At 56.7% G+C, this 26,007-nt stretch carries 16 protein-coding genes; 3 read left to right on the forward strand and 13 right to left on the reverse strand.

Annotated features, from left to right (window positions below):
- Positions 1 to 5: 5 nt before the first annotated feature.
- From AC58P5_RS14150 to AC58P5_RS14170, 5 genes are all read right to left on the reverse strand, one after another.
- Positions 6 to 641 carry a hypothetical protein gene (locus AC58P5_RS14150; protein ID WP_497387449.1) on the reverse strand — a complete coding sequence of 212 codons (636 nt, stop codon included), beginning with the start codon at positions 639 to 641 and terminating at the stop codon, positions 6 to 8.
- 124 nt (positions 642 to 765) lie between these two features.
- A complete protein-coding gene (locus tag AC58P5_RS14155; RefSeq protein WP_497387451.1) occupies positions 766 to 2,049 on the reverse strand; it encodes a vWA domain-containing protein in 1,284 nt (427 codons plus the stop codon).
- A gap of 69 nt (positions 2,050 to 2,118) precedes the next feature.
- A complete protein-coding gene (locus tag AC58P5_RS14160) occupies positions 2,119 to 4,707 on the reverse strand; it encodes a hypothetical protein (protein ID WP_497387453.1) in 2,589 nt (862 codons plus the stop codon).
- A 190-nt stretch (positions 4,708 to 4,897) separates the two neighbouring features.
- On the reverse strand, positions 4,898 to 8,287 hold the full coding sequence (locus AC58P5_RS14165; RefSeq protein WP_497387455.1) for a tubulin-like doman-containing protein: 3,390 nt from the start codon (positions 8,285 to 8,287) through the stop codon (positions 4,898 to 4,900).
- A gap of 63 nt (positions 8,288 to 8,350) precedes the next feature.
- Positions 8,351 to 10,105 carry a vWA domain-containing protein gene (locus tag AC58P5_RS14170; RefSeq protein WP_497387457.1) on the reverse strand — a complete coding sequence of 585 codons (1,755 nt, stop codon included), beginning with the start codon at positions 10,103 to 10,105 and terminating at the stop codon, positions 8,351 to 8,353.
- A 213-nt stretch (positions 10,106 to 10,318) separates the two neighbouring features.
- Between AC58P5_RS14170 and AC58P5_RS14175 the strand changes: the two genes are divergently transcribed.
- The 3 genes from AC58P5_RS14175 to AC58P5_RS14185 are packed head-to-tail and all read left to right on the forward strand — an operon-like array spanning position 10,319 to position 13,190.
- Positions 10,319 to 10,465 carry a hypothetical protein gene (locus tag AC58P5_RS14175; RefSeq protein WP_497387459.1) on the forward strand — a complete coding sequence of 49 codons (147 nt, stop codon included), beginning with the start codon at positions 10,319 to 10,321 and terminating at the stop codon, positions 10,463 to 10,465.
- Complete coding sequence (locus AC58P5_RS14180) at positions 10,462 to 11,400, forward strand: hypothetical protein (protein WP_497387461.1); 939 nt, start codon at positions 10,462 to 10,464, stop codon at positions 11,398 to 11,400. Before AC58P5_RS14175 ends, AC58P5_RS14180 begins: the two co-directional genes overlap by 4 nt.
- On the forward strand, positions 11,397 to 13,190 hold the full coding sequence (locus tag AC58P5_RS14185; RefSeq protein ID WP_497387463.1) for a hypothetical protein: 1,794 nt from the start codon (positions 11,397 to 11,399) through the stop codon (positions 13,188 to 13,190). The genes AC58P5_RS14180 and AC58P5_RS14185 overlap by 4 nt, the downstream gene beginning before the upstream one ends.
- A gap of 319 nt (positions 13,191 to 13,509) precedes the next feature.
- Here the strand turns inward: AC58P5_RS14185 and AC58P5_RS14190 are convergent, their stop codons facing one another.
- From AC58P5_RS14190 to AC58P5_RS14225, 8 genes are all read right to left on the reverse strand, one after another.
- Entirely contained in the window at positions 13,510 to 14,487 is a 978-nt protein-coding gene (locus AC58P5_RS14190) for an S-layer homology domain-containing protein (RefSeq protein ID WP_497387465.1), read from the reverse strand.
- A gap of 8 nt (positions 14,488 to 14,495) precedes the next feature.
- Complete coding sequence (locus tag AC58P5_RS14195) at positions 14,496 to 14,657, reverse strand: hypothetical protein (RefSeq protein ID WP_497387467.1); 162 nt, start codon at positions 14,655 to 14,657, stop codon at positions 14,496 to 14,498.
- Positions 14,658 to 14,699: 42 nt separating this feature from the next.
- Positions 14,700 to 15,959 carry an ArnT family glycosyltransferase gene (locus tag AC58P5_RS14200; RefSeq protein WP_497387469.1) on the reverse strand — a complete coding sequence of 420 codons (1,260 nt, stop codon included), beginning with the start codon at positions 15,957 to 15,959 and terminating at the stop codon, positions 14,700 to 14,702.
- Between the two features lie 87 nt (positions 15,960 to 16,046).
- Positions 16,047 to 16,742 carry an ABC transporter permease gene (locus AC58P5_RS14205; RefSeq protein WP_497387471.1) on the reverse strand — a complete coding sequence of 232 codons (696 nt, stop codon included), beginning with the start codon at positions 16,740 to 16,742 and terminating at the stop codon, positions 16,047 to 16,049.
- The gene (locus AC58P5_RS14210; RefSeq protein ID WP_497387473.1) at positions 16,735 to 17,658 is read right to left on the reverse strand and encodes an ABC transporter ATP-binding protein; all 924 of its coding nucleotides are present in this window, start codon (positions 17,656 to 17,658) and stop codon (positions 16,735 to 16,737) included. The genes AC58P5_RS14205 and AC58P5_RS14210 overlap by 8 nt, the downstream gene beginning before the upstream one ends.
- An 88-nt stretch (positions 17,659 to 17,746) precedes the next feature.
- A complete protein-coding gene (locus AC58P5_RS14215) occupies positions 17,747 to 18,703 on the reverse strand; it encodes a sensor histidine kinase (protein WP_497387475.1) in 957 nt (318 codons plus the stop codon).
- Positions 18,700 to 19,413 carry a response regulator transcription factor gene (locus AC58P5_RS14220; protein WP_497387588.1) on the reverse strand — a complete coding sequence of 238 codons (714 nt, stop codon included), beginning with the start codon at positions 19,411 to 19,413 and terminating at the stop codon, positions 18,700 to 18,702. The genes AC58P5_RS14215 and AC58P5_RS14220 overlap by 4 nt, the downstream gene beginning before the upstream one ends.
- 396 nt (positions 19,414 to 19,809) lie before the next feature.
- Positions 19,810 to 25,914: a phosphodiester glycosidase family protein gene (locus AC58P5_RS14225; RefSeq protein WP_497387477.1), complete on the reverse strand. Its 6,105-nt coding sequence runs from the start codon at positions 25,912 to 25,914 to the stop codon at positions 19,810 to 19,812.
- Between the last annotated feature and the right edge of the window lie 93 nt (positions 25,915 to 26,007).

Consider the following 26,007-nt stretch of genomic DNA (forward strand, 5'->3'; position numbering starts at 1 on the left):
TCTCCTCATTCCTGGATTAGTTCATAAACATCCCCATAACGGGAATCGGTGAAAAAAAGCCGCAGAAAATCGTGCTTGCCGATTTCGATCTCCGGAAGAATCTGCGTGCCCGCCTCGAAATCCCGGCGGAAAGGATAAGCGGTGCCGTCCTGCCGTCCCGCCGGATGGCCGCCTTCCTTCTTCACGTAACAGAGCGCTTCCTGCGGCACCGGAATTTCGCAAAACAATTGAATTTTTGCGGACTTGTATTTGCCGAACAACCGGCCTCCGTATTTAATCGAATACCGGATCCGGGCTTTGCCTGCGCTGACGCGAATGGCGTTGTCCGTGCCGGTCTGGCGGTAAGGCGTCACGCGGCCCTCCTTCATCCCGCACGGGAAAATGCGGTACCCCCGCATTCCGATATACTCCATGCGCTCGCGATACCCGCCTGCCGCCTTGTACTCTTCCCGCGTGTACAGCTTGAGCTGATGCGGAGCCAGCTGCTCGGGCGGCTGTTCGCTTCCGCTCTCGAAGCCGTACACATAGACCGCGCCGATTTCTTTGGGCCACTGCCATGTCAGCAGGCACTCCCCATCACGCGCCGGCTGCGAAGCCAGCTTCGTAATCCGGTTCTCTTCGTTGATTTCTTCCCATTGCATGCCAATCGCCTCACTTGATCACTAGCCTACTTGTTAAATGCCGTGCGCCGACGCTGCGGCCTTCCCCTGCTCACGGGCCCTGAAGCGCTGATTTTCGCCTCACCCTGCCTGCAGGAAGCCCCGTTCAGCGGAACTTCTTGCCGACCGGCGCGCTGTCTTTTCTGCCGTAGCTTCCCTCTTCGAGCCGGGCCCGCTGATAATTTTTGCGCAGACCCGAATGGGAATCGTTCGTGCTGACCGGGATGATCAGTGCCCCCAGCGATAAGACGAAGGCAAGCACGATGTCCGCCACCGCCCGGTAAAAGAACGGAATGTTCGTTCCGGGCATTCCGGTTTCCAGCACAAGTCCGGCCAGAAGGCCCGCGAGCGTACCGCCGATGGCGAAGCTGAGCGCAAGATGCCGGTTGTCGAAAATGATGCCCAGCGAAAGGCCGATCAGCGTTCCGATCAGCAGAATAAACGCCACCCGCAGGAATGCGTGGAACCCGTCCGAAGCGGCGGCCCCAAGGCGTTCGCCCGCAAGATGCCAAGGCTGCTGGGCCGTGTAGATCTGCTCGAACGCATCCGTGATGCGGTCCGCGCTCTTCACGTCGTGGAAGGAGCCGCTCGTCTGCTCGGCGATGCGCTGGAGCAGTTGGATGCCTTCCACCTGGGAGTCGTCGATGCCGACCGTATGAACGCTGATCCCCGCCTTAACGAACGGAGACAGCACCTCGGTCGTATTCACATCGCTGTACCCGTCCGAGATCAGGATAACGGAAGAGGAGCTGTCCGCCGCCCCATCCTTCTTCAGCTGATCCATGACCGTCGTTAAAGCCCGGCCGATATCCGTCTGGCCCGTCGGCTCGCCGATCTTGTCCAGCCTGCCGCGGATCTCTTCCCGGCCGGAGCCGGCAAGCTTCGTCAGCGGCGCGATAAGCTGCGTTTCCTCATTAAACGTAAATACCGCCGCGCTGTTTTTGCCATCCATCCGTCCGATGAGAGACTTGGCCGCCTGAAGGCTCTGTTTCTGCGGATCGTTCTGCGACATGCTGTCCGATTTGTCGATGACCAGTACATAATTTTGCGGCGCCTTCTTCGTGCCGAGCACCTGAAAGCCGTACAGGACCTGAAACAGCGCCCCCGCTATAAACAGCATCACGAGCGTGGCCGGTACGAGAAACTTCCATCCGTCGCCCGCGTAGCGCAGTCGCCAGTTTCTTCCGTTCAGCTGCGGCGAGATCATTTCCGCCACAAGGCAGAACAGGCCCACAAACAAGGCAAGCTGCCCGAAATAGACCCCCATCAGCACCGTTTCATGCCAAATTCCTTCCCAGCGGCTCAAAATAAATTCGCCGACAATAAACCCGGCAAATCCTCCGATTACGCTGAATAAGGTCAGCAGCGGATTCCATTTTCTCTGTTTCACAGGTCTCCCCCTCTTTTCTTTATTGCCCTACGAGCAGAGTGTTGTCACTAACCGGTCCTTATGAAAACTTCATGCTGTGTCCGTTCCTGTTTCGGGCAATTCCATGCTGTGAAAACGATAGCCGTTCTCCGTATACGTCTCGTAATAGCGCCTGCCGTTCCGGTACACCATCAGATCCTCCAGCCTGAATCCGCCCATAAGCCGGAGCTTTTCGATCCCGCCCGGTTTCTTCTCGTGCACGCAGCCGAGCTTGTACGTCCGACTGCCGCCGTCAACCGCAAACACATATTGGATAAATTCACTCCGCGAATCGCCGAAAAAGTACTTTTCTTCATGACGGTTGCGGTGGGTGGAATGATACACATCGATCCGGATCGAGGCTTCGTTTTCAAGTGTCGTATAAAGATCACGGAAAAGGTCTTCCTTCGAAAGCACATCCCGGTTGTCGTAACTGGCGGCGACATTGGCCCGCTCCAGCAGCTCGGCTTCAAACGTCTGATGAAAAAGGGGATGAACGAGTACGTCCCGGCGGGCCGTGCCCATCAGCTTCCGGAGCCACTGCCCGGCATCCCGGTCGATTTCCACGGAAACGTTCCCCAGGAAGCGTTCATCGAAATAAAACCGGCTCTCTCTCCGTCCTTCCATCTCCGTCAAAATCTGCTTCACCACGTGCTCGTAATACTCGTTGATATTACGGCCCAGATAGTCGCTTGCCGCCGTAATTCCGCTGCGGCTCGTATCGCGCAGAAGCTTCTCCAGGCTGTCCATCTGCCGGACGGCCGCTCCAGCCCGCTCCCTCAGCTCCTCGAGCTTGTCGAGGTAAGCCGACATCAGCTTCTGCTTCAGTTCCAGAACGAGCAGGTCGCGTCTTAGGCCGTAGGCCTCATCCAGCAGGTGGCGGATCAGATTCTTGACCGAGGCCTTGTCGGACTTCCAGCCGAACAGCGAGCCTTTGCCTATCGGCTGCCGGTCCACGCGCTCGCCGTAAAAGGTCTCCAGCTCGCCCCGGAGCTGCTCGGCCCGGTTTCCCGCGTCCCTCAGCTGCTGCCTCAGCTCGCCCGGCAGGCTCCGGTTTCCGGCGCCGCCTTCCTCCGCTAGCCAGCCGTACAGAGCGTAGTACCCGTAAGCGGGATCGTCTACGACGCGCTCCTTCAGGGTGCGCTCCAGCCTCTTGGCGAAGCCGCGTTCCGCGAAGGCCGTCTCCGCTCTCTGCCGGACGTTCATGTCGAAAAACCGGCGGGCGCTGTCCTGAAACAACGCAAGCTCCGCCTCTTTTAAGGACATGGACTTCAGCTCCCCGTAAGAAACCGGGTCGTGCATGAGCCCGTACATCTCCTCTACGGCCTGCTCGCGTCCCGGCACGACCGATTCGATCTCGCGGTTCCACAGCTGGGGCTCCATCGAGATCAGATCGGGCAGGAGGCGAGCGCCTCCCTGGACGTTATCCTCCATCTTCTCCCGCACATGGCGGTAAAGGTGATAAAGGACAGTCAGGGCAATCGCCGAATTCGGACGGCTGACTCTGGAATACCCGGCCGATACGTAGCCGACGCCTTCTTCTCCGGGCGGCGCTATATTTTGCTTAAAATGCTGATGGTTGTATGTGCCCTGCTTGGAAGAATCGCCTTCGTTCTCGGCTTTGATATGCCGGTATTTCAGCAAATTCAGCGAGCTGATCGTTTCGTAGCTGCCTTTCATTCCGCTCTCGGTAAAAATGCCCCGCTCATCCTTGTCGCTCAAGAGATAGACGGTGTCGAAAAGCGGGGAAGGGCCGTGCTGGGCGGGAAGGGTAATGCCTTCGCCCGTCACTTGAAGCGGGCTTGAGAAGGTATAGTCTCTGCTCTGCAGCACGTCCAGCTCCCTGAGGAAGCTGAAGCTCATGGAAGCGCGGAGAGCGAATTCCTCCCCGACCTGCTTCTCTTCAAGCAGTCCGTACAGGTCCACGATGACGGAGCGGAAATGCTCGCCGAAGATCGTCTCCATCAGCGCGGTCAGCTCCGGCAGCAGCACGTTGCAGGGGTCGTCGAGCCTGGTGACGACCGCGATGTTCAGCCTTTGGAGATTCGAATACAGTCTGCCGAATTCGGAAATCCGGCTGTTCATTCTGCGCAGCAGAACGTTCAGCTCCAGCAGCTTTTCCCGGTTGGACCGGAAGCTGTCGTGGAGGTCCGGCCTTGCCTTGCGCGGGTTATTTCCTGGGACAGGCAGTGTCCAGGTGTAGATATTGCCGGCTTCGGGGCCGCCGGGATCACTCCGCTCCGGACGGCTTCTCTCGCTGCCGGACTGCTCCCTGTAGTCAGGGGCGGCATGCCCGGAACGCTCCCTATAGTCAGAGACGGCATGTCCGGAACGCTCCGCCGCACCCGCCGCATCAGCCTGCCGCCAATCCTGCGGCGCCCCGCTCTCATGCTCGGCATGCTGCTTGCCGGATTCTTCACCGGATCGTTCCGTTCCGACATGGAGATAAACGACCCCCGTGCTGTTGTTCCACCTGCGGTTGTTGATTTCCGCCATGGTTTGCAGGGCTTCCGCCGATGTATCGCCCAGGAACAGAAAAACGAGCGGATGGTGAATGCTGCGCTGCTCATCTCCGTCCAAACCCGTGCTGTCCGTTTCCGCGGCATATTCGTTTGCGAACGCCACCAATTTCTCCCGCATGGTTTCCTCACTCCTATCCTTAGGCGTTATGGCAGAGAAGGACGGTCCGTGTGAACACGCCGTCCCGTCTGCATCCTTTTTTCCACGGAATAACCGCGTATTTCCCGCTAAGTTGTCTGCTGCTTTTTACGTGATGATTTCGGTTGAATTTCCGCAGCTTTGTCTCTGCTTGATTCTAAGCTTCACTGCGTTACTTCAAACTCTTCACCATGTCGTTTACTTTGCCGGCCACCAGCTTATAGAACTGGTACATGTCTTCCCCGGCCGCATATTCGGCACGGTCGTAGTCAAGCGCCGACTTGGCTTCCTGGTAAGAGGCCGCCATGCCGCGCAGCGTTTCCACCAGTCCCGAGATATCTTCGGAAGCGATCATCTCCTGGCTGCGTCTGGACGATTTGCGCTGCAGCAGGCCGAGCCGCTTGGCGTCGAGGCCGCGCATCTTGCTGTAGATCTCGTATTCGACGAACTTGTTCGTCTGCATGAGATTCACGAACGGCTCCCAAGGATCTTCATCCGCATCGTGGTCGTAGACGTACAGGGCGCCCTTCTTGGCGATCGTGGACGTGTACATCGCTTCGATATACTGCGCGACGAATTTTTCCTCGTCCTGGTAGGCGCTGAGGGCCTGCTCCAGCTCACCGATTTTGCGGACAATGCTGTCGTACTTGCGCACCTCTTCCCTTACCTGCTTGAGCAGTTCAGGAGAGCGGATGAGATTTTCCTTCGCAAGCTCTTCGTTGACACTGCCGAAGATATCTTTGCTTCGGTCCGCCTCCAAACCGGTCTGAAGAAGGGCCTTCAGATCGTTGACGCAGCGCTGAAGTTCGCCGAAGTTCGGACGCTGCGAATTCAGCTGGAGATTGTAAGCCGAGATGAACGCTTCGGCATCGAACGGCTTCGTCAGCACGCATTCGTAGCGGTTGATCGTTCCGCTGTCTTCGCCTTTCAGGCGGACGGAGCGGTACTCCACGGCACGGTCGAACAAGCTGCGGACGCTCGCGTTGTAGGACTTGACGCGTCCGTTCTCATATGTCTCGCCCCAGGATTTCTCGGGAATCGGAGACGGCAGATACGTCCAGTTCACGCGGTCCGTCTGCACGAGGTGGCGGCCGATGCCTTCCGGCTCGAGAATGGTTCTCTCGTAGCTTTCTTCATATACTTTAAGCGGCGTATACAGGAAAAGCGGAATTCCGTTCTGGGTATTGAGCCAGAAAATCCGGTTCTTCACTTCGCTCTCCTTAATCGTAAAGCGCGAGTTCGCAATCGCGTTATCCTGGAAGTTGCGGATGCCCTTGAAAATGTTCGGGGCCTGGACCGGAACCGAGACGAATCCCCAGGACGGGAAGTTGAAATGGCCCGAGCTGTTCGTCAGATGGAACACCGGCTTCGCTTCCTCGTACAAACGGCTTGCGATGCGGCCTTCCACCAGCTTTTCGATGGAATCTTCGTGGCCGTACTTGATGACGAGATACTCTTCCATCGATTTCGTAATCAGCTCTCCGAAGTGATCCGTCAGGAACTCGGAAACGGAGCCGATGACATCGACTTCCTGCTCCTTGATCCACTGATTGGATTTCTCAAGCAGCTCGTTCGTGAAATCGCGGATCAGTTCGTCCGCGTTGCGGTCTTCCGTCACCTGACCGATCAGCTTCGCAATATCGGGAACGCTGACTACGTTCCAGTAGTACGTGCGGTTGCCCTTGTGGTCGATTTCCTCGTCGCCTCTTGTGAGGATATCGCCGTTTTTCTCGAAAATTTTGTTAAGTTCGGAAAGAAGCTCGGTAAACACGAGATAAATGCGGGAGTTTTCCTGGTTGATCAGGTTGTACAGATCTTCGTAAAACTCGATCATCTGTTCCATCCGCTCGCGGTCGGCGTGCAGGAGGTATTCCTGAATTTTCGCTTCGATATAAGCGTCTTTCTTCCGGTCCTTGGAAATGAATGCGCTCCGCGCTTCGGTCATTTTCTGCTCGGAATTTTCCTCGGCCGCCTGGATATCCCGCGGAATGCGGTACAGGCTTTCCTTCAGCGACTCGATATAGGAAGAAATGAGCTTCAGCAGGCAGAAGCCTTTGTCCTGCAAAATAATCCGGGACACGTAGAACGGCCCCTGCTCCGGATTACGGAATATTTTCGTCACCTGCTCGGAGAAGGCTTCCTTCACCTGTCCCGGCAGCTGCTTGCGGGATTTAATGTATTCCTCTCGCGCCCGGGACAAGAAGCTCTGCTCCAGCTCGGTATCGATGTTGACGACCTGCTGCTTGATCACGTTCGAATAGCTGAGCCGCTCGCTGTTCTGGTAGCCCGGGATCGGCTCCGGCACCCGTTTGTCGAACTCGCGGTGCAGCGAATCGGGATCGAGGCCCAGCTTGTGCGCGAGCTTCTCGACTTCTTCCTGCGACGGGCCGGCGTCGAACATTTTTTCCATCCGCTTGAATACTTCGTACGCCAAGTAAGTGGTCATTTCCTCGATCGGCAGCACCGCCGAAGAAGCTCCCAGAATGTTGTACTGGTAGTTGGCGGCATATGCCTTCGGCATCTGGTTGATGTTCGTGCGGATGTTGCTGATATAATCGTGAATGGCAAATTCTTCGCCGGACTGCTTGTCCTCGCTTGCCATAAAGTTGGTGATATTCTCCGCCGTTACGTTCATGCAGTAGTCATACGCGTTTTCCAGCAGCTTGCCTTCCAGATTGGTCGCCGAAATGAGGTGCGCCAGGTTGAAAGGGGGCATCGGCGAATTGACCGTCAGGATATTCGCGTACTGCTGCTTGAAGCGTTCCGTACGCTCGTCGACGTTCATCCAGTAGTCGAGCTCCTTGAGCGCCGCGTAGCCGTTCTTCTTGATATACTCGCGCGAATGCTCGGTCAGGCTCTTGTTCGCCAAGTTCACGTCCGGCGTGAACAGATACCCGAGCAGACTGATCTTGTCCACACCCGCTGAGCCGTAATCGCGCTCCAGAATGCCACGGACAATGTACGAAATGTCGAGGAAGCAGCCGCTTCCCGTACCGCCGGACAGCCCGGTCAGAACGAACACCATCAGCTTCTTGTTCGTGCCGATGGACAAAGTTTTGATCTTGCGCTCCAGCGTCTGCACAACCTGCACGATCTTCGTGAACAGAAGCAGACGTCCCGCCTGGCGGACGCCCGAAGCGCCGTTGATGCCGTCGGTGATCGTCAGCTCCGGCGACAGCCATTCCTTGATGTACGGCTCCAGGATGCTGCGGTTCTGCAGCACGCTGCCGATCTCGGCATTGGACAGGAGCACGAATTCCGTCAGCGGATCGAGTCCGATACCCTTGTATTTCTTGTTGCGGTCGTGCTCGTTCGTTTCAATCGCGAGAAATTCGACGTTGTTCGGCTTTTCTTTCTTTTTCTTCGTAAAAGGATCTTCCGGCAGCTTGAATCGCCGGTTGATCTGGTATTTCAGGCGCAGCAGCGCATCGATGCCCGTACCGCCAAGACCGATGACGAGCATCGGGTTGTCGATCGTATCGACGCGGATTTTATCGCTGATAATTCCGCCGCCGAGAGAGACGTCGAGCTGCTGGATATGTTCCCTGACTGTTGCTTTCATATCAAAAGGCCCCCCATGAGTGCATGTTTTTATTGGTTTTAAGCATGGTTGATTGCGGGATTTTTATTTCAGATATTCCAGCGATACGGACTTCTGGATGTTCGGAACCGTCACGCGGATGCGGTCGTTTTTCTTAACCTCTTTGCCTTTCGAGGCATCGAAGACCCGGCCGCCTTTCTCGATGGTGCAAGCGGACTCGTTAAACAGAAGAAGCGTGTCGTTCGGACCCGGCTTGAAGACGATGCCTTTGGTTTCCGCAAATTCCGGCGCAAGGGAGAGCAGCTGATGCAGCTGAACCTTGCCTTTGAAGCCGCTGAGCTTCTTGTACTGCGGACTTGTCCGCTCGCCTGTCTCTTCGTCCTTGATCTCCACGACCAGCTGACCGAAAAAGCCCTTGTTCGCTTTCTTCCAGAAAGCGAGTCCGAACAGGGCGGCCGCCAGCAGAACAACCAGTCCGGCGATCCACGAGCCGGTTTTCACCCAATTGACGCCTTTATCGCCGGATGCCTCTCCCGAAGAGGAGGCGCCGCCGCTCTTGGCGGAAACGGAGGCAGGTGCGGATTCGCGCGTGAAGTTGGCGCTTTCCACCTTCACCTTCACCTCGTAAGCGTGGGAGTCGGCGACCTTCCAGCTGCCTTCGATGCCTTTGTCCGTAAGCGTCAAAGGCGCTTCGGACATCTGCTTCGTGTCCAGGTCGGTGACGACCAGCGAAGCCTTGGCATTCTTGTACAGCTCGGCGTCGGCCGCCTTCTGGCCTCCCGATTCCAGGTGAGCCTTGATGGCGATACTGTCGCCGGCTTTGGCCGTTTTGGGGAGCTGCGCGTCCAGCACGACCTGCACATCGTAGTTGTACACGAGGTTGATGTCGATTTTTTCCTGCGGAACCCCTTTTATCTTAAGCGTCCAGTCGCCCTGCGCGGGATTCAATATTTTGATCAGCGAATAGGCGTTTGACGAAGTATAGACGATTTTGTCGGACGGAATGTTTTGCTCCTTGCCTTTGGGATCGAGCAGCTTGGCCTCCACCGGCTTGCCGGACATAATAGAGATGTTCGCTTCGAGGACGCTTCCGTTGGGGATCGTCACTTTCACGTCCTGAAACTGGCCGTTTGCCGTAAAGCCCTTGAGCGGAACGACTTTCAGCTTCAAATGGCTGGCGTAAATTTCGCTCAAAATTTTCGGCAGATCTTCCGCCGAGCTGGTGACGAACAGCTTGCCGCCCGTTTCCTTGGAAACCGACTCCAGCTTGTCCTTGTTCAGCTTGCCGTCGGCGTTCAGCCCGATGGTGTAAACCGGGATGCCCTTGTCTTTGGCTTTCTGCACGGCCGCGCCGAGCACTTTGTCCGAATCCGCCTGCGTTTTGCCGGGATTCAGGGAATTGTTGCCGTCCGTCAGCAGCACAATCAGGGGCACATGGCCCTGTTCCGCGCCGGATTCCAACACCTTCACCGCTTCGCTCAGCCCCACCGCGATGTCCGTATACGGCCCGCGCGACAGCTGGTCGATAAAGGTCTTCAAATCTTTCTTGTCGTCGGCATTGTTGATCTTGAGCAGCGCCTTCTCTCTCAAAATCTGGTCCGTATAAGCGACCACGCCGATCTTGTCTCCCTGTACGGAAGCCATGTCCACAAACATTTTCATCGCTTCGTAGCTGACTTTATTGACGTCGCTTTCGTTCATAGAAGTGCTGACGTCCGCAGCGAGAACGGCGTCGATCTTCGTATCGGTAGCGGCATCCGCCGCGAAGACTCCGCCCGGCACCGCCATGACAAGCAGCAGCAATGCCAGAGCCATATGAGCGTATCGTTGTAATTTCATCACGGGATGGTTTCCTCCAAAGCTTTAAGTTTACGCACGGCGGCAGGGGTTCAGCGCCGGCCGCGCTTCTTTTGTAGTAAAATGTAAAAGGTGGTAGAATGTTTGAACATCTCATTCACATCTTAACTTTTTCAAGAAGCTAATTCCACTTTTACGGGGGTCCGGATCCTAAAAATCCGGCAAATTTATGAAATTGTCCGATAGGAGAATGTTATGCTGACGATGATTGTTCTTGCCCTCCTGGTCCTCTTCGTCCTAATCCGCTGGCTGACGTGGATCTCCGCGAACCGCGCGGCCTTGACTACAGAGAGCACCGACCGGGAATTTATGACCGAACTGAACGAAGGTGATCCCTCATGAGCGGCAAAATTCCGGTAGAGCTCCGCAAAGCCCGTCAAACCGTACATACTTATGAACGATTAAAACAGTGCACGCGTTGCGGCACTTATTCCGTGCTCTGGCACGATAACTGCCTTTCATGCGGAGCCGGGCGGAAATTCCTGTCCATCGGGGACATCGTCTCCTCCGTGCTCAGACGCAATATCCAGCGGGATGCCCTCATTCTGGCCGCGATCGCCTGCGCCGCCTTCTATTTCGCCCGCTCTTTCGAGGAGATGGCCTTGGCGGCCGGAGCGGGAGTTCTGCTCATCGCGGTCTACGCGCTCCTGCGCAGAAGATACGCCGAGGCGCTTATGAACGCCACTCTGCGCAAGCTGCTGCTCGGCGAAAACCGGGCGATCCGCAAAGGCATCCTGCTGGACGTCGATGACGCCGCTTCCGATATGGAGGACGGGGATTTCAAGTCCGCTTACGAGAAGCTGAGGGAAATCGGAGCCCTCATTACCGGCAGCCATATCCGCAACCTCAAGGTGTACTGCCTGAACCGGTTTATTCTGCGCAGCGATATGGAGCTGGAACTGGGCACGCTCATTCCCGATGAGTTCGAGCCCGGCTTCATTACTTATCTGTACGAAGCGGCCAAGGTCAATCCGGGCCTGGTGCAGCGCGACACCCTCGATTATGTGCAGAAACACCGCGTCCAGATCGGCGGGATGCTGGAAGGGCGGGCGACGCTCGCCCTGGTTGCCGCCGCCGCGCTGCGCGTGAAGGAATACGCATTCGAGTACGCTTCCCTCCTTTACGACTTCGTGGACGAGCTGCCCCGCGAGCGGCTGCTGCGGCTGTGCCGCCTGATGAAGGAGAACCCGGACCGGGCTCCCGAGCTGCGGCAGAAAGCACTGGAAACGGCCGCCCGCAAATACGGGGCCGATCCCGAGTTTGAGGGCTGCATATGAAAGGACTGCACGTCATGCTAGGTTCTACGTACCACCGGTCCATCCGTTACAGAAACGGAGCCATTCTTCTGCTGACCCTCATGCTTGGCCTCGCGGGATACAAAGGGTACAGCGTCTGGCACAAGACCGACCTGTACGCCAGAGCCGCCGCCGAACAAGCGGCAGGCCGCGATATCGAGGCGGAGGACCTCTACATGAAAGCCTTGGGAATCTCTTCTTTCGATTATAAAAACGACGAAATCGGAGCCGCCCTGCATGCCCTGCGTCCCGTTACCGAGCTGAAGCGGCTGTTCGCAACGCTGGCTTCCGAAATCGGCGTTACAAGCGGGGGCACGCAGGAGCATGCCCGGCTGCTGCAGGCTTACGAAACCTATCAGGCCAAGAAAACGGAAGCAGGCACCGCCGACGAATCCGCCAAAAAACGCTTCAGCGAGCTGACGGACGCTTACAAGTTGGACGAGCAGTTTGCCGCCGCCTTGGCGGGAGCGAGGAAGTCGCTTACGGCCGGGCTTCAGCAGGGAACCGGCGCCTCGGCGCAGGACGGCGAATCCGCCATGTCTCTGCTGCTTCAGCTCCCGGCTTCCGTCTATAAAGACGAGAAAACCAAACGAAAAGATTTGAACGCCCTTTTCCAAAAATATGATACGGCCCGGCTCCAGACGATTTTAAATCAGAAATCTTTCGAAGAAGCGCTCGGGGAAATCGTCCGGATCCGCCAATTTTACTCGGAACGCAAAGTCGAGGCCGCCTGGGTGCTTCCTAAAGCGGAAACCTATGTGCAGAGCACGCTGACCCGGCTGCTGGACGCGAATGACGTACCCGGCTTTCTGACTCATGCGAAAGCGTTCCAGAATCGGAAGGAGCTCTCCGGTTCTTCCTCCAAAGTAAATGCCTTTATTCAATCGTCCGTGCGGAAGCAAACGGCCAATGCGGAGCAGCTTGCTTCCGCAGGCAAGTTTGCGGACGCGATCGCGCTGTACAAAGCGCTCGGGGACTACAAGGATACGGGCAAAGAAATCCGCCAGACCGAGATCCGGTGGATGGCGGCCGAGCCCGGCGTCCTTCTGGCGAAGGCGAAGGAGAACGTCCGGTTCGTGCAGACCGCCGGAGCCAAGGGGCTCTGGGGGGCCGAGGCGATCGCCGCCGGCGTAACCGACCGCGGGACGCTGGTGACCGCGCGCCTGCAGGCCGACGGCTCGGTCGTCTCGACGGAAGGCGAGATCGGCGGCGGGCTGGCCGTCAAGGCGGTCTCCTTCGCGGAGGGTCTGAGCGCGGGCAAGCTCCCGGTCGTGATGCTGGAGAGCCAGTCCCGCACCCGCAAGGCCCGGTACACCGCTTACGAAGTGGACGCCTCCAGCCTGAACGTGCTGCTCGACGTGGAGGCCGACGGCTATAAGCTGCAGAGTGCGGGCGCGCTCCTCGTGAGCAATCCCGCCGGAGCGGGCAGCGGACAGGAAGCGGTCTACAAGCTTCAGGGAAGGCAGTACGCACTGGCCGAAGTTCCGCAGCAGGTGCCGGACCCTTCCCTCGAAGCGAAGGACATCCAGCTGTCCGAGCTCCCGCAGCAGCAGGCGGAAACGGTTGTCCGCCTGCCTCTCGCGATTACCCGGACCGGCAGCGGAATGGCCGTGTCGGAGATGGACGGCCTGTATGTCCTGCTGACCGGCAAGTTCTCCTGGAAGCCCGGCAATGCGGTCGTTACGGGCACCTATGCCGGGGAGACGAAAATTCTCCAGGGAGACCGCTCCGTGCCGGCTTACAAAATCAATGTGAGCCATATCGAACAGTGATTCCGGGTTTATGCTGAACCATGATGGCTCGGAACCGGCCGGATTTATATCATTTGAACTTCTTTATCCATGTTAAAACAACGGCAAAGGACATTCCCCCGTCTAAAGACGGGGAAATGTCCTTTTGTTTGTTTATCGAGCTGAAAGCTGTCCGCCTAAAGCCAGCCAGACTTCGCCGGCGGCCCAAAGTACGGAATTCCGTACAGACCTATCACTTTCCGGCCGAAAGGCATGGCCTAGCCGGACAGCTCCGTACGGTTTCTATTCCATCTTACTCACACCTGCCGTTGTATGACTGCATCAGAGCCCTGCCCCCGCCCTACTTCCATTGGAAGGTCGGCTTCAGGCTCTTGATCCCGTCGGACAGATCATGAAATTCCGCACCCGACTTGGCGTCTCCCAGGCTGTACTGCACATCGGAAGGATAGCAGATGTATACATGACGGTCCCCTTTGACGCCCAGATATACAGTGCGGATCAGTTCACTAGTTTGTTCGTAATCTTCCTTGGAACCTACGCTCACCGAAAAAAGAAGACCGCCGGCGTCTCTGCTCGCGCGATGAATGAACCGGACGGATTCCCCGTCCTCTTCGATGTCGATTTTGCCTTCCCACTCCGCCGGAAGATGGAGCGAAAATCCGTACGTCTTGTTGGCATAAGCCACCGTATTTAGCTTGCTCAAATCATACACCTCCAAACTGCCGGGGCTGGGCCGCAGACGGCTCTGGCTCCCCTTCAGCCGCTGCACGAAAGTAACGGCCTCGGCCCGGCTAAGCGTGTCGTCTTTGCCGAAGCCTTCCGGGGTCCGCCCTTCTTTGCCTTCGGCCAGCCCGACATCCAGCACATACCGGACGGAATCGTCCACGCTGTAATGTCTGCCCGATGCGCTTGCAAGAAGCTGGGCCGCCCTGCCTCTCGTCAGCGCTTTCCGCGCCGAAGCGTTCCGGTCGATGACCGACGTTTGAACGACCGGCCATCCCAAACGGCTCGCATAGTCCACATAAGGCGAAGCCCAGTCGGAGCTGTCCGGGTCCGGCTTGAAATCTCCAGGCCGGTAAGCCCGGATCAGTATGGCCAGAAACTCGTTCTGCACCACCGCCTGGGCAGGCTTAAAGGTCCCGTCCGGGTAACCGTCGACGAGTTTATCGCCGACCGCCCATTCGATAACATCCCTGCCCCAGAAATCGCCGGGAACGTCTTTGAACGCGCTCCCTTCGCCGTAAGATACGGAAGCATACACACCCGATAAACTGAAGGCCAACAACGCGGCCGCAGCCGCTTTGCCCCCTTTTTTCATAGCACCGGTCACTCTCCAATCCCGTCAACGTGTAAACAAATAAAAAAGACCGGACTCCCTTCCAGAAGTCCGGCCGCTTTCGCCTGATTCGGATGAAATGGAAGACTATTCCATGCTACCAAATTCAGGCGTTCTTTTAAAGTTACAACATCCTCCGCTTTCGTAACCATTTGCGGATATCCTTCCGGCTGCGATAAGGCCGAAAGACGTTATTACGGATAGTGCCGGGAGACAGAATAAGACCTCCTGGAAGACAGCGATCCGAACAGCACCGCGATCAGGTAGGCGGCAAAAATCATAAAGATAAATACGATCGGATACATGTATCTCGAAAATTGGACGAACGGAATATGGACCCCGATCACATACGCGACCGTCAGTGCCGCCACTAGAATATCTCCCCTGCGCTTGATCAAAGCCGCTATAAAACCCGCGACTCCCAGCACGCACAAAATAATATGGAGAGCCAGAACGAAATTGTAAGACATCCCCCAGAAGTCCAGCCAGTAGAACGTCTGCTCGAAAGCCAGAATCGTTTTATCGAACAAATACCATTTGATCGTTTCGAACGGCTTCGTTTTCAGGCTGTATAAAATAATGTGGCCGACTTTCTCCGTGGAATCGTCGTAGACGTCCGGCGAATATTGCGGATACTCTTTGAAAAATCCCGGAGAAGGCTCGCCCGGAAGCACCCCCATCAGCATCGGATTGCCCGACGAATCCGTAAACGGGATAAACTTGCCGAATTGGACATAGTTCCGGACCCACCATGGACTTAACAGCAGGCAGGCGGTCAGCACGATCGTAGCCGTGTACAGAACCATCTTTTTGAACGGGACCCGGCGGATCAGCCAGGTGACGCCGATTATGAGCGGAAACAAAATGAATTGAGGCTTAAAATACGCGCATAGGGCCAGAAGAACCCCGATTCCTATGTATTTGCCGACAGACGGCTTCTGAAGCGCGTACAGTGTCATGCACATCAACAGCAGGAAAATGATCTGGAAGATCCCCTCCGACAAGATAACTCCGCTGGTATAATAATTCGGCGGATACAGGGCGGCGATGATACAGGCGATCAGCGCGACCCGGGAATTGAACATATGCCGGGCAATAACGAACAGCAGATAAACGGAAGCCGCCTGCAGAACACATTGAAAGAGCCTGACGGCGATCGCCGTATTTTCGTAATCCCCGAATATCCACATAAAGAAAGACAGCATCACGGGAAAGCCCGGCATAATGAATAAGGTCGGGTTCGGGTAGCTTTTGTAGACCAGCGTCCCTTCCTCCACAAGCACCTTCGCCGCATACATATATTTGACGTCGTCATTGTCCATCTTTTCGTAAGTGCCCAGTAAAAAATCGTCTCCGTAATAAAGCGCCGTGAAAGCGGAAACCACCAGCACAATGGCCATGAGCGCATATAAAATGCGTTTTGTTCTCAGGCTCTCTTCCTTTAAAGTAAACATTTTCCTATTCTCCCTTCCTCAAAGGATCATCATACACTATCTTGGAGGAAGGGTTCAATAGTTTCCTTTCTTTCCAGACGCGCCCATCTAGAGGACGTCGGATGTTTCTATTTTACGGATGGACCAGAACGCGATCAGCACACCGGCGGCCGCAAAAACAAGCGGAAAGATATATCCGGCACTCAGCGAGAACCCCATGTTGTTCGAATCGGTGATGGTCACCAGGATGACGGCGGAAACAATCGTCGCGGGAACCGATTTCTTCATCATGCCGAACAGAAGCGGAATCAGGCAAATCCCTGCCGCCGACACGGCGTTCAGCAGCAGACGCAGAACGTGATCCACGATTATCGGGGCGGTTAACGTTTCGGGCACCATATTCAGCGAAGCGTCCGCCAGCAGAAAAACGCCGGTTACAAACAAGCCGGAGAGGAAAACCGTGGCGAAGGTCCAGAGACTGACCAGCAGCAGCTTGGCTGCCATGATCTTTTTCCGGCGGACCGGGTAGGTGAACAGAATGTTGACCGTTTTGGCATTATATTCCCCGATCACAAGCTTGGCCAGAATGACGGAGGCAAAAATAATGAAGGTGATCTTGACGAACCCGATGATGACACCGAACGCCATCGTATAGTCCTGATAAGCATCAATGACGTTGTCTACCCGTTCCGCCACATGAATCACGCCGATAAGCAGCAGAATCACGACGTTGGCGATCACAATGCCCGGGAGATATCCGCCGAATTTATATTTTTTAAGCTCCAGTTTCATCAATTTAAGCATGGACGCCGCCTCCGTGAATGGCTTGCAGGAAATAGTCTTCGAGCGAGCTCGCCTTCTTGTTCAGGGCCTCGATTTCAACTCCGTTTAGAAGCAGACCTTTGGAAATTTCCGCCTGCGAAACTCCCCGTTCGTAAATGCGCACCGTTTGCTCGCCGACGACTTTGTAGTTGCGCATACCGAGCTTGCTTTCCAGCACATAGACCGCTTTGTTGAGGTCCGGCGTAACCACTTCGATATATTCGGTATGTCTGCCTCTTACCTCGTCCATCGGTACCTGTTCAATCAGCTTGCCTTCGCTGATGACGCCGACCGTATCGGCGATTTGTTCGATCTCGCCCAGAATGTGACTGGAGATCAGCAGGGTGATGCCGTATTCCTTGCTCAGCATCTTGAAAAGGCTTCTCAATTCCTTGATGCCGACGGGATCCAGACCGTTGATCGGCTCATCGAGCAGCAGCAGTTCCGGACGGGTCGTGATGGCCCGCGCGATACCGAGCCGCTGCCTCATGCCCAGCGAGAAGTCTTTGACCGGCTTGCGGTCGATATTTTTCAGCTGAACCAGGTCCAGCGCCTCCCCGATGGCGGCTTTATTATGGAAGCCCATGTACTCGCAATGGAGCTCCAGATTTTCCAGCGCGGTCAGCCTGTCGTAAAACACCGGATACTCGATAATGCTGCCCATCCGTTTCAGAATCTCGTAAGAGTTTTCCGTTAATTTTTCACCGAAAATTTCAATTTCGCCGCCGGTCGGTTTAATCAGGTTCGTCATCATTTTCATCACGGTCGTTTTGCCCGCTCCGTTCAATCCGAGAAACCCGTAAATTTCCCCCTGCCGGATCGTCATATCGACGTCCGAAATCACTTCTTTGCCGTCAAACACTTTCGTCAGCCGCGTCGTTTTTAGCAGTGTGCCCATTCCATTGTCCCCTTTCGTATCTCCTCTTTCTGATTTTTAGTTTAGCTTCCGATTTTCTCTTTTTTATTACTCGATTCTTACAAAAATCTTACGTCCTCCCGTAAGCCGTTTTTTTGAGCTTTACGGTGAATGACGTTTTCATGTAAGGCCTGCTGGTCAGCGTAATAACGCCGCCGAGCTTCTCTACCAGCCGCTTCGTAATCGTCAGCCCGAGGCCGCTTCCCTGATAAAGGGGATTGCGGGAATCCTCCAGCGTATACATGCGCTCGAAAACCCGGTCCTGATGAAGCTCGCTGATCCCTTTGCCCCGGTCCCACACCTCGACATAGGCATGCTCCTCGTCCTCGCGCAGAGTGAGGCCCAGCATGTTCCCGTCGCTGCCGTATTGGGAGGCGTTGGAGATGAGGTTGTTCAAAATGCGTACCAGCGCCTCTTCGTTCCCCAGCACGTAAACCGGAGTCTCCGGCATCGCGATTACAACCTCCACACCCTTGGAGGTCAGCGGTTCATAGAAAGCGAGGATCGTCTGCGAGCACACTTCGTTGAGAAGAATCCGGTCCAGAGGAATATCCCGGTCCCCGGACTCCAGCCGGGCCAGATCGAAAAACTGATTGATCAGGGCGAGTACTTCCCCAGCCTTGCCATGGACTTTCCCCATCAGCCGTTTCCGTTCTTCGTCAGGCGTGGATGGGTTTTGAATGAGCGTTTCCATATAACCGAGCACGACGGTCAGGGGCGTTTTGAGATCGTGGGAAATGTTGGCGAGCATTTTGCGCATCGAATCTTCGGTTTTGTTGTAGGTGGCCGTTATTCGCTGATTGATCTCCACAAGCCCGTTCAGTCCGTTCAGCAGAGCGATCAGCTGCTTGTCGTCCGTCAGATGCAGCAGTTTCCCACGGGCGGCGTCTCCGTTTAAAAACTCGTCCAGCCGGTCCGTTATGTAGGCGAGGCTTTCGTCCCGCTTTTTCTTGCTTCTGTACTGTACGAAGTGAAAAACGAGAGAGACGGCAAGCAGGGCGAGCAGCAATCCCGTCCACCCGGTCATTCCCCGAATTCTCCCAGCTTATAGCCGATTCCCCAGAGCGTCTTGATGTAGACCGGATTCGACGGATCGTCTTCGATCTTTTCCCTCAGCCGTCGCATATGGACGTTGATGACATTTTCATCCCCGAAATAGTCGTCTTCCCATACCGAGCTGTAAATTTGCGCTTTCGTAAAAACCCGTTTGGGGTGAACGGCAAACAGTTTTAATAGATGAAACTCCTTGGCTGTCAGCTTCAGCTCCGTTCCTTTTTTGCTTACCGAAAAATTATCGAGGTCGATGACCAGCTCGTGAACGCGCAGTAATTCCGCCGGGGCCGGTATCTGTTCCACGGGTGCCGCCGCATACTGCGTCGCCCTGCGGATCGCCGCTTTGATCCGGGCGGCCAGCTCGATCATGGAGAACGGCTTGGCGATATAATCGTCTGCGCCGAAGCCGAGGCCGAGCGCCTTATCGACGTCGCCGTCCTTGGCGGACGTAATCAGAACGGGTACGAGGCTTCTCTGCCGTATCTGCTGAAGGAAGTCCATGCCGCTCAGTTTCGGCAGCATCAGATCCAGCAAAACCAGATCGAACGGCTGACCGGCAAATTTGCGGACCGCTTCTTCCCCGTCGTAGGCGCGCACGACTACAAACCCTTCCTTCGTCAAATAATCGCTTACCATATCGCTGATTTCGGTATCGTCTTCCACAAGCAGCAGTGTATTTTGCATGTTCATCCCGTCCATTCCTGCAATCTGTTTCGGTTGAATCATATCATGTTTCGGAAAAGCCCGGTAGAAAGTTCCAGAAGTTTTACGGCAAAATAAAACCTGCCTCGTCGTCAGAAGACGCCGGGCAGGTTGTTAAAGCAAAGCTATGTTTCTTAGGGAAGATGCTCCTCCCAATCCTTCGCTCCGGCGAATGCGCGAACGCGGGACATGAGGGCACATACTAAATCCGCAAAGGGAGGGGCGCTTCTCCCATTATCTCAGTTCCTTACTATATAACTCCCTGAGGCAGGAAGGATTTCTCGTGTTACCTTTGTTACCCCGTTACCCCTGTTACTTTCGTGTTACTCGTGTTCCCTGTGTTACCCTTGCGCGTTAACCGTTACCCGCCTTTCCGCATTAACGGATGGCGCCTCCCAGCTTATTCAGCAGGTTGGCGATCACCTGCACGCTTTCGGCGCGCGTGGCGGTGCCTTCAGGCACGAATCCGTCGGCCGTGCGCCCGTTCACCAGACCCAGGCGCGAGGCGGCGTCGACGGCTTCCCGCACCCATGCGGGGGAATCCTCCACGTCGGCGAAACGGACGGAATCGTCACCGGATGCCTTCGCTCCGGCCGCAGCCTCGTACGCCCGCACGATCATCGCCGCCATTTCCTGGCGCTTGATGACCGCTTCCGGCGCGAATTTGCCGGCGCCGACGCCGCTTACAAGTCCGGCCTTGGAAGCTGCGGCAACGGCGCCCGCGTACCAGTCCTTTCCGGACACGTCGGAGAAGTCCGGAATCCCCTCCGCTTGGAGATTCAGCAGACGGACGAGCATGGCCGTAAACTCGGCCCGCGTCACTTCCCGCTCGGGAGCAAACGTGTTCTCGGTCATTCCCTCAATCAGGTGCCGGGCCGTCAGCTCCATGATAACCCCGGCAGCCCAGTGGTCTGCGGGCACATCGGCATAGGCTTTGCCGTATTCCAGCACGGCGTACGTGCTGAAATGGCTCACATCGGCCGATAGCTTGCCCAGACGCCAAGTACCGCCGACGTACTTCAGGGCGCCGCTGCCGGCGATATGATAAATGCCCGCAAGCGCTTCGTTCACGTTCGCACCGACCGGGAGCTCAATCGTGACCGGCTTCGCAAACGTCGTCAGCTCGCTAGTTTTGCCGTCCTTCGTCGTGACGGTCAGATGCAGCTCCAGCACGTCGCTTCCCGCCGCAAGCCGTGCGCCGGAAGCAGCCGATGCGCTGCCGAGCAGCCTGCGGGCCTCTTCGCCGGCGATCCGGACAGCGCTCAGCTTCAGCGTGCTGCCCTCCCGCTCGGCGGCCGGCACCAGCTCGCCCAGCTCGTGCAGGACGGCTGCGGGAAGCGTCACCGCCACGTTGCCCGCTTGGACGCGGACGGCGGTGCCGCCCAAGAGCGCACCGGCATTCCCCGGCAGCGTCAGCTCTTCAAACGGCGCGGACGTCACGAACGTGACCCCGCCTTGGGCTTTCATCGCCGCCAGCTCTGCTGCGGTGGCGGCAAGCTTCCCGGCGGAGCCGGGCTGCGGCTTCACGGGCGGCTCTACCGGAGGCACGGTTGGGCTTACGCCGCCGCCGTTATCTCCGCCGGAACCTCCTCCGCTGCCGCCGTCACTGCCTCCGCTGCCGGAAGCCTTCACCGTCAGCTCGTACTGCGCGGTGAATCCGCCGTAGACGGCGGACAGGACGGTCGTCCCTTCCGTCAAGGCCTTCACCGCTCCATGCGGGTCGATCTGCGCCACAGACGGCCGGCTGCTGCTGTAAGTCACGCCGTCCAGCAGATCGAACCGGCTGTTGTCCGTGTATACCGCCCGGGTTACCGTCTGATCGGTTTCCCCGACTTTAAGCGAACCCTTGCCGGACAGCTCAATGGAAGCGAGCTGCCCCGACGGAAGCCGGTCCACCGTCACGGTCGTATCTCCGTACACGTCGGGCGCCGTGACACTCGCCGCCCGGATCACCGCCGTACCGAGACCCGCCGCTTTTACCAGTCCATCGGCCGTAACGGTTACGGCGCCCGCCGGACTCGAGCTGTATACGGCCCATGTCACGCTCTTGTCCGTCGCCTCATCCGGTTTCACGGCAGCGGTAAGTTTTACGCTTTCCCCCACGGCAAGCTTAAGATCTTGCTGTTCAATGTCTACGGATGCCGGAGGCACCGATTTTTTATACAGGCTGAATTCGTCCACGATCCGGCCGCCGACCGTTTTCGTCACAAATTTCAGCTCGTCGCCGTTAATCTCGACGGAAGCATACATTTGCGTCTGCTCTTCGTCGATTACCCGCTGCCAGTCCCGTTTGGTGACCGGATAAAATTTCGGGCCGCTGGAACCGGCAACTACATAGGTCGTTCCCTGTCCGTCCGCCACGATTTTGTTATTTTTCATCGGGAAGGTTCTCAAATAAATATGATCGTGCCCGTTCAGCACGAGGTCCACCTTGTTCTCCTCAAGGACAGGAGCCCATAAATTCCGGATTTCGGCGGTATCGTAAATACTTCCGTACGGACCCCGGTGGAAAATGGCGACCTTCCACTTCTTGTTCGTTTTGGCCAGATCCCGCTTCAGCCATTCTTTCTGCTCTTCATACTGGTATTCGCTGTTCAGTACCACAAAGTGAACGTCCTTGTAGTCATAGGAAAAGCTGCTGCCCTTCAGGCTGTCCAGTCCGGTGCCCGGCTGGTTGAAGTGTGCCAGGAAATCGCTGTTTTCTCTCGTTCCCATCACTTCGTGATTGCCGATCGTGCCCACGAGCGTCGTATTCAAAAACGCATCCTGGGCCGCCCCGAACCACATGTTCCATTCTTTCTCGTTAAAGCCTTTGTCGACCATATCCCCCGCATGAACCATGAATTCCGCATCGGGGTTGTCGGCGACCGCTTTTCTCACCGTATTGCCCCATAGATTAAAGCCTGCCTGATCGCCTGCCTGGGAATCCGCGAAATACAAGAATTTCGTCTGGTCGCCCGCAAGTTCCGCCGTCTTGAACGTCCCCTGCTTGCTCGTATGGCCTTTACCGTCTCCTACGCGGTACACGTAAGAGGTTCCCGGCTCCAGACCGTCCGCAACCGCTTTATGAATGCGGATCGTCCCGATGTCCAGCGTGCCGTACAAGCTGCTGTCTCCCGTAATCCGTTTCACATTGCTTCCCTGAAAATCCGTAAATTCCGACTGCTTGACGAGTTCGACCACAGTCGGTTCGGTTCCGGGATTCGTATGCCAGATAAACGCGCGCGATGCGGCCGGGTCCGGGCCCATGTTCACGCCGATGTTATAAGGCGTCTCGCTCCCTCCGAGGGGAGACACCGTAAAGACGGAAACCGCGCTGTAGGAATTCCCTTTCGCCGCTTGCAGCTTGTAGCTTTTGACGGCGGCCGTCAGCGCCCCGGTCTTAAGCTTGCCCTGGGCGTCCGTCGTTCCGGCGGGGGAGCCGTCCGCGAGCACCGTGGCACCTTCGACGGCGGCTCCACGCCCGTCTTTCACGGCGAACTCCGTCTCGTACCCCTGAACGTGGCCGTATTCGTTCCATTCCAGCTTCAGCTGATTCTTGATCTCCGAAGAGAGAGGCAAGCCGAAGAAGGAGAAGCTGGTATCCCCCGTATTCGCAAATGACACGGAGCCGGACTTAAAAGCGATGAGATTCGTACCGGCCGCATCCTTGCGGATATCGTACTGAATTTGGCCGATGATATCCTGATCCGTCAGGGAGGCCGTCTGAAGGTCTTTCATTTTCAGGCTGACAAGGCCCGCTACGCCGTCAATGTCGGCTGTCAGCTGCGTTCCGCTGAGCTTCGGGCCGCGGACAAGACGGATGTTTTCCGCTTTTCCCGGATCGAAGGCGAAGTCGATATGCCCGTTTTTGATACTTCCGGTCTTGAGTCCTTTGATGTCAATGGAGTACGTACTGCCCGCATACACTTCTTTAGGCGTGTCGTACACCATTTTGGCCGAGCCCGTGTCTACGTTGAACGTCCATTCCTTGGTCGTCTGGTTGCCCGACAGGTCGCGGACCGAAACCTTCGCCTGATGAATCCCGTCGGCTAGAGGCGTACCCGGCGTGTAATAGATCCGGCCCTCCGGCGGATACAGCGTATGCTGCACCAAGGCCCCGTCAAGATAGAAACGGATCTTGTCCGGGTCGATCAGGGTCGTGCCGGGATGCTTGGCGGGATCGTAGCCGTAGTCCTCGCCGTACACTTTGATCGTCGGCAGATTGGTTTTAATCGTTTCGCCTTCGGCCGGCGAGAAATTTTTCAGGACAGGCGGGTCCATATCGTCCTGCGCAGGCCCGTAAAGCGCCCGGATCTGGTCGACGTAAATGGCCCCGGCATCCTTCTTGGCCGAAGAGGTTTCCATATAGCGGACCGGCATATCCATCGTCAGCGGGAGGGTTCTTCCTTTCGGCACGACGGCCTCCAGGTACTTCCACCCTTTGAAATCGACCCCGACCGTCTGGTCGACAAAATCAAGCGCCACGGCACCTTTGCCGTCGCGCATTTGTGCACGAAGCCAGTGTTTGTTCCCGTCCCCGTACACCCACATGCTGATTTTCTCGGGGTATCCCGGAATCTGAATCGGCTGGGCACCGCTTTTTACCTGCAGATAAGCACCTGAGGTCCCGGGCATCCCGGTGAAATCGTAGGCCAGCTTCAGCGAGTTTTTGCCGAAACGTACGAACTCTTCATTCGTTTCGATGCTTACCTTCGTGCTCTTGAACTGAGCGCCCGAACTCAGATTGTAGCGGTCCAGGCTGTTCTCGAAGTCTTCCAGAATAACCGGAGGAACACCGACATGCACATCCAGAGATGTTTCTATATTCTTGTATTTGGCATAAATCTTTCCGGTTTTCTCTGTTTCGGCCGTGGCGGTGAACACCCCGGCGGCGTCAATCGAACCAATGGGCCCCTCGGTGCGCCACTGAATCCGGCTGTTGTCCGCCTGAACGACCTGTCCGTCACGCAGGGCGGTTATTTTCAGCGTCTCCGAATTGCCGGCCGAGAACGTTTTGACGGCATCGGCAAATTTAAGTTCGGTCAAATCTTCCACCACTTCCACCTTTCCGGTTCCCGTCAACCCGCCCGAGGCGGCCGTGACGACGGCTTCGCCCGCCTTGCCGCCGGCCGTAAACGTACCGTCCGGGGCAAACGTCCCGACTGCCGGATCGATACTCCACTGAGCAGTCCCGTTAAAAGACGCGGGATGCAGATTGGCATCCACGGCAGCCGCCTTGAACGCAGCGGACGAGCCGGTCAGGACACGCTCCGTTTGCGGCTGGACGACCAGTTTGTCCGCAGCGCCTTCCGGCGCCTTGTTGACGAGCAGGAGGCCGTTGGCGGTTTTGCGTTCTCCTCCGTCGGAGGGCGTGTTCAGAATTTTCCGCGTTGTCTCGCCGGGCATCCGCGCCACGAAGGTGGAGGATCCGCCCCCGTCGAGGTTCAGCGCATTGACGGCGCCGAGGTCTTTCATCAGACGGCCCAGCTCCGTCAAATCCACGCCTTCGCTGAAGCCCGGCTGACGGCCGTCGATTTCCAGCAGGATGACGGAACCGTCCGCTTTCGTCCCCACGGCCGTTCTCGGATGCGCCGCCGGATCGCTGTGCGGCTGGGCGGCCCCGTCCTTGACGAGCAGCCCCGAACCGCCGATAGCCACCCGGACGTCTTTCCATTCGCCTTCCAGCGTAAAGCTGGCGGTAACATCATCCCCCGGCTTTAAAGCAGCCAGCGTATCCCGGAACTTGCCCGAGGCCGACAGAACCACCTGATTTTTGGCCATCGGGGTATTCCCTTTATTTTTATGAACTTCGGATACTTTCATCACGAGCGTCTGGCCGCTCTGCACGGCTCCGCCGGTCACATCGAGCACAACCTCGTCCCCGAGGTCGTTGGTCATCGTCGACGTATGAAACTCGGGTGTGTAAAGAACGAGCGACTCCGTCCCCCGCAGCCGGTTGATTTCCGTAAGGGAGCTGCTTTGCCCTCCGAACGCAAGAGTCCGGTCCAGCTTCGGGCTCGGCCCGTAAAGGCTCGTTCCGTCGGCTTTTATGCCGAAGGCGTACCAGCCCCCCGGGGGACTTGCAAGAATTTCGCCGTCTCCCATGAACAGTCCCGTCGGAATTCCCGTGGACATATCGTAAAAATCCCCGTTAACGGCCGCAATGACCCGATTGCCCGCCCGGTCCGCATCGGCGGCCATCTGGCTGACGCCCTGCATGCCGTAAACTTTGCCTCCCGTTTTGCCCGCCTGCAGCTCCAACGCCGCGTTTTTGGGATCGAACTCCACAAAATGGAGCTTTTCCGGCCCCCGGTCCAGCTTCATATTCATCCATTGATACGTGGCGCCGGGCCCGATTTCCACCACCCGCTTGTCCACGATTTGTCCTGCCGAAGCTGTCGTTCCGGGCACCGCCGCCAATCCCTGTCCTGCAGGCAGCAGCAAGGAACACAGCATCATTCCGCTGAGAAAAGATGCCAGTCTCCGTCTGTTTTTTGCCATTGTCGTCACATACCTCCCAAGCTGATTCAAAGTTTGTCGTCATTTCCGCATTCATGCTGTTAAGCAATGGGCCATGTCAGGAAAGTATACGGT

The sequence above is a fragment of the Paenibacillus sp. JT31N7 genome (assembly GCF_059692095.1).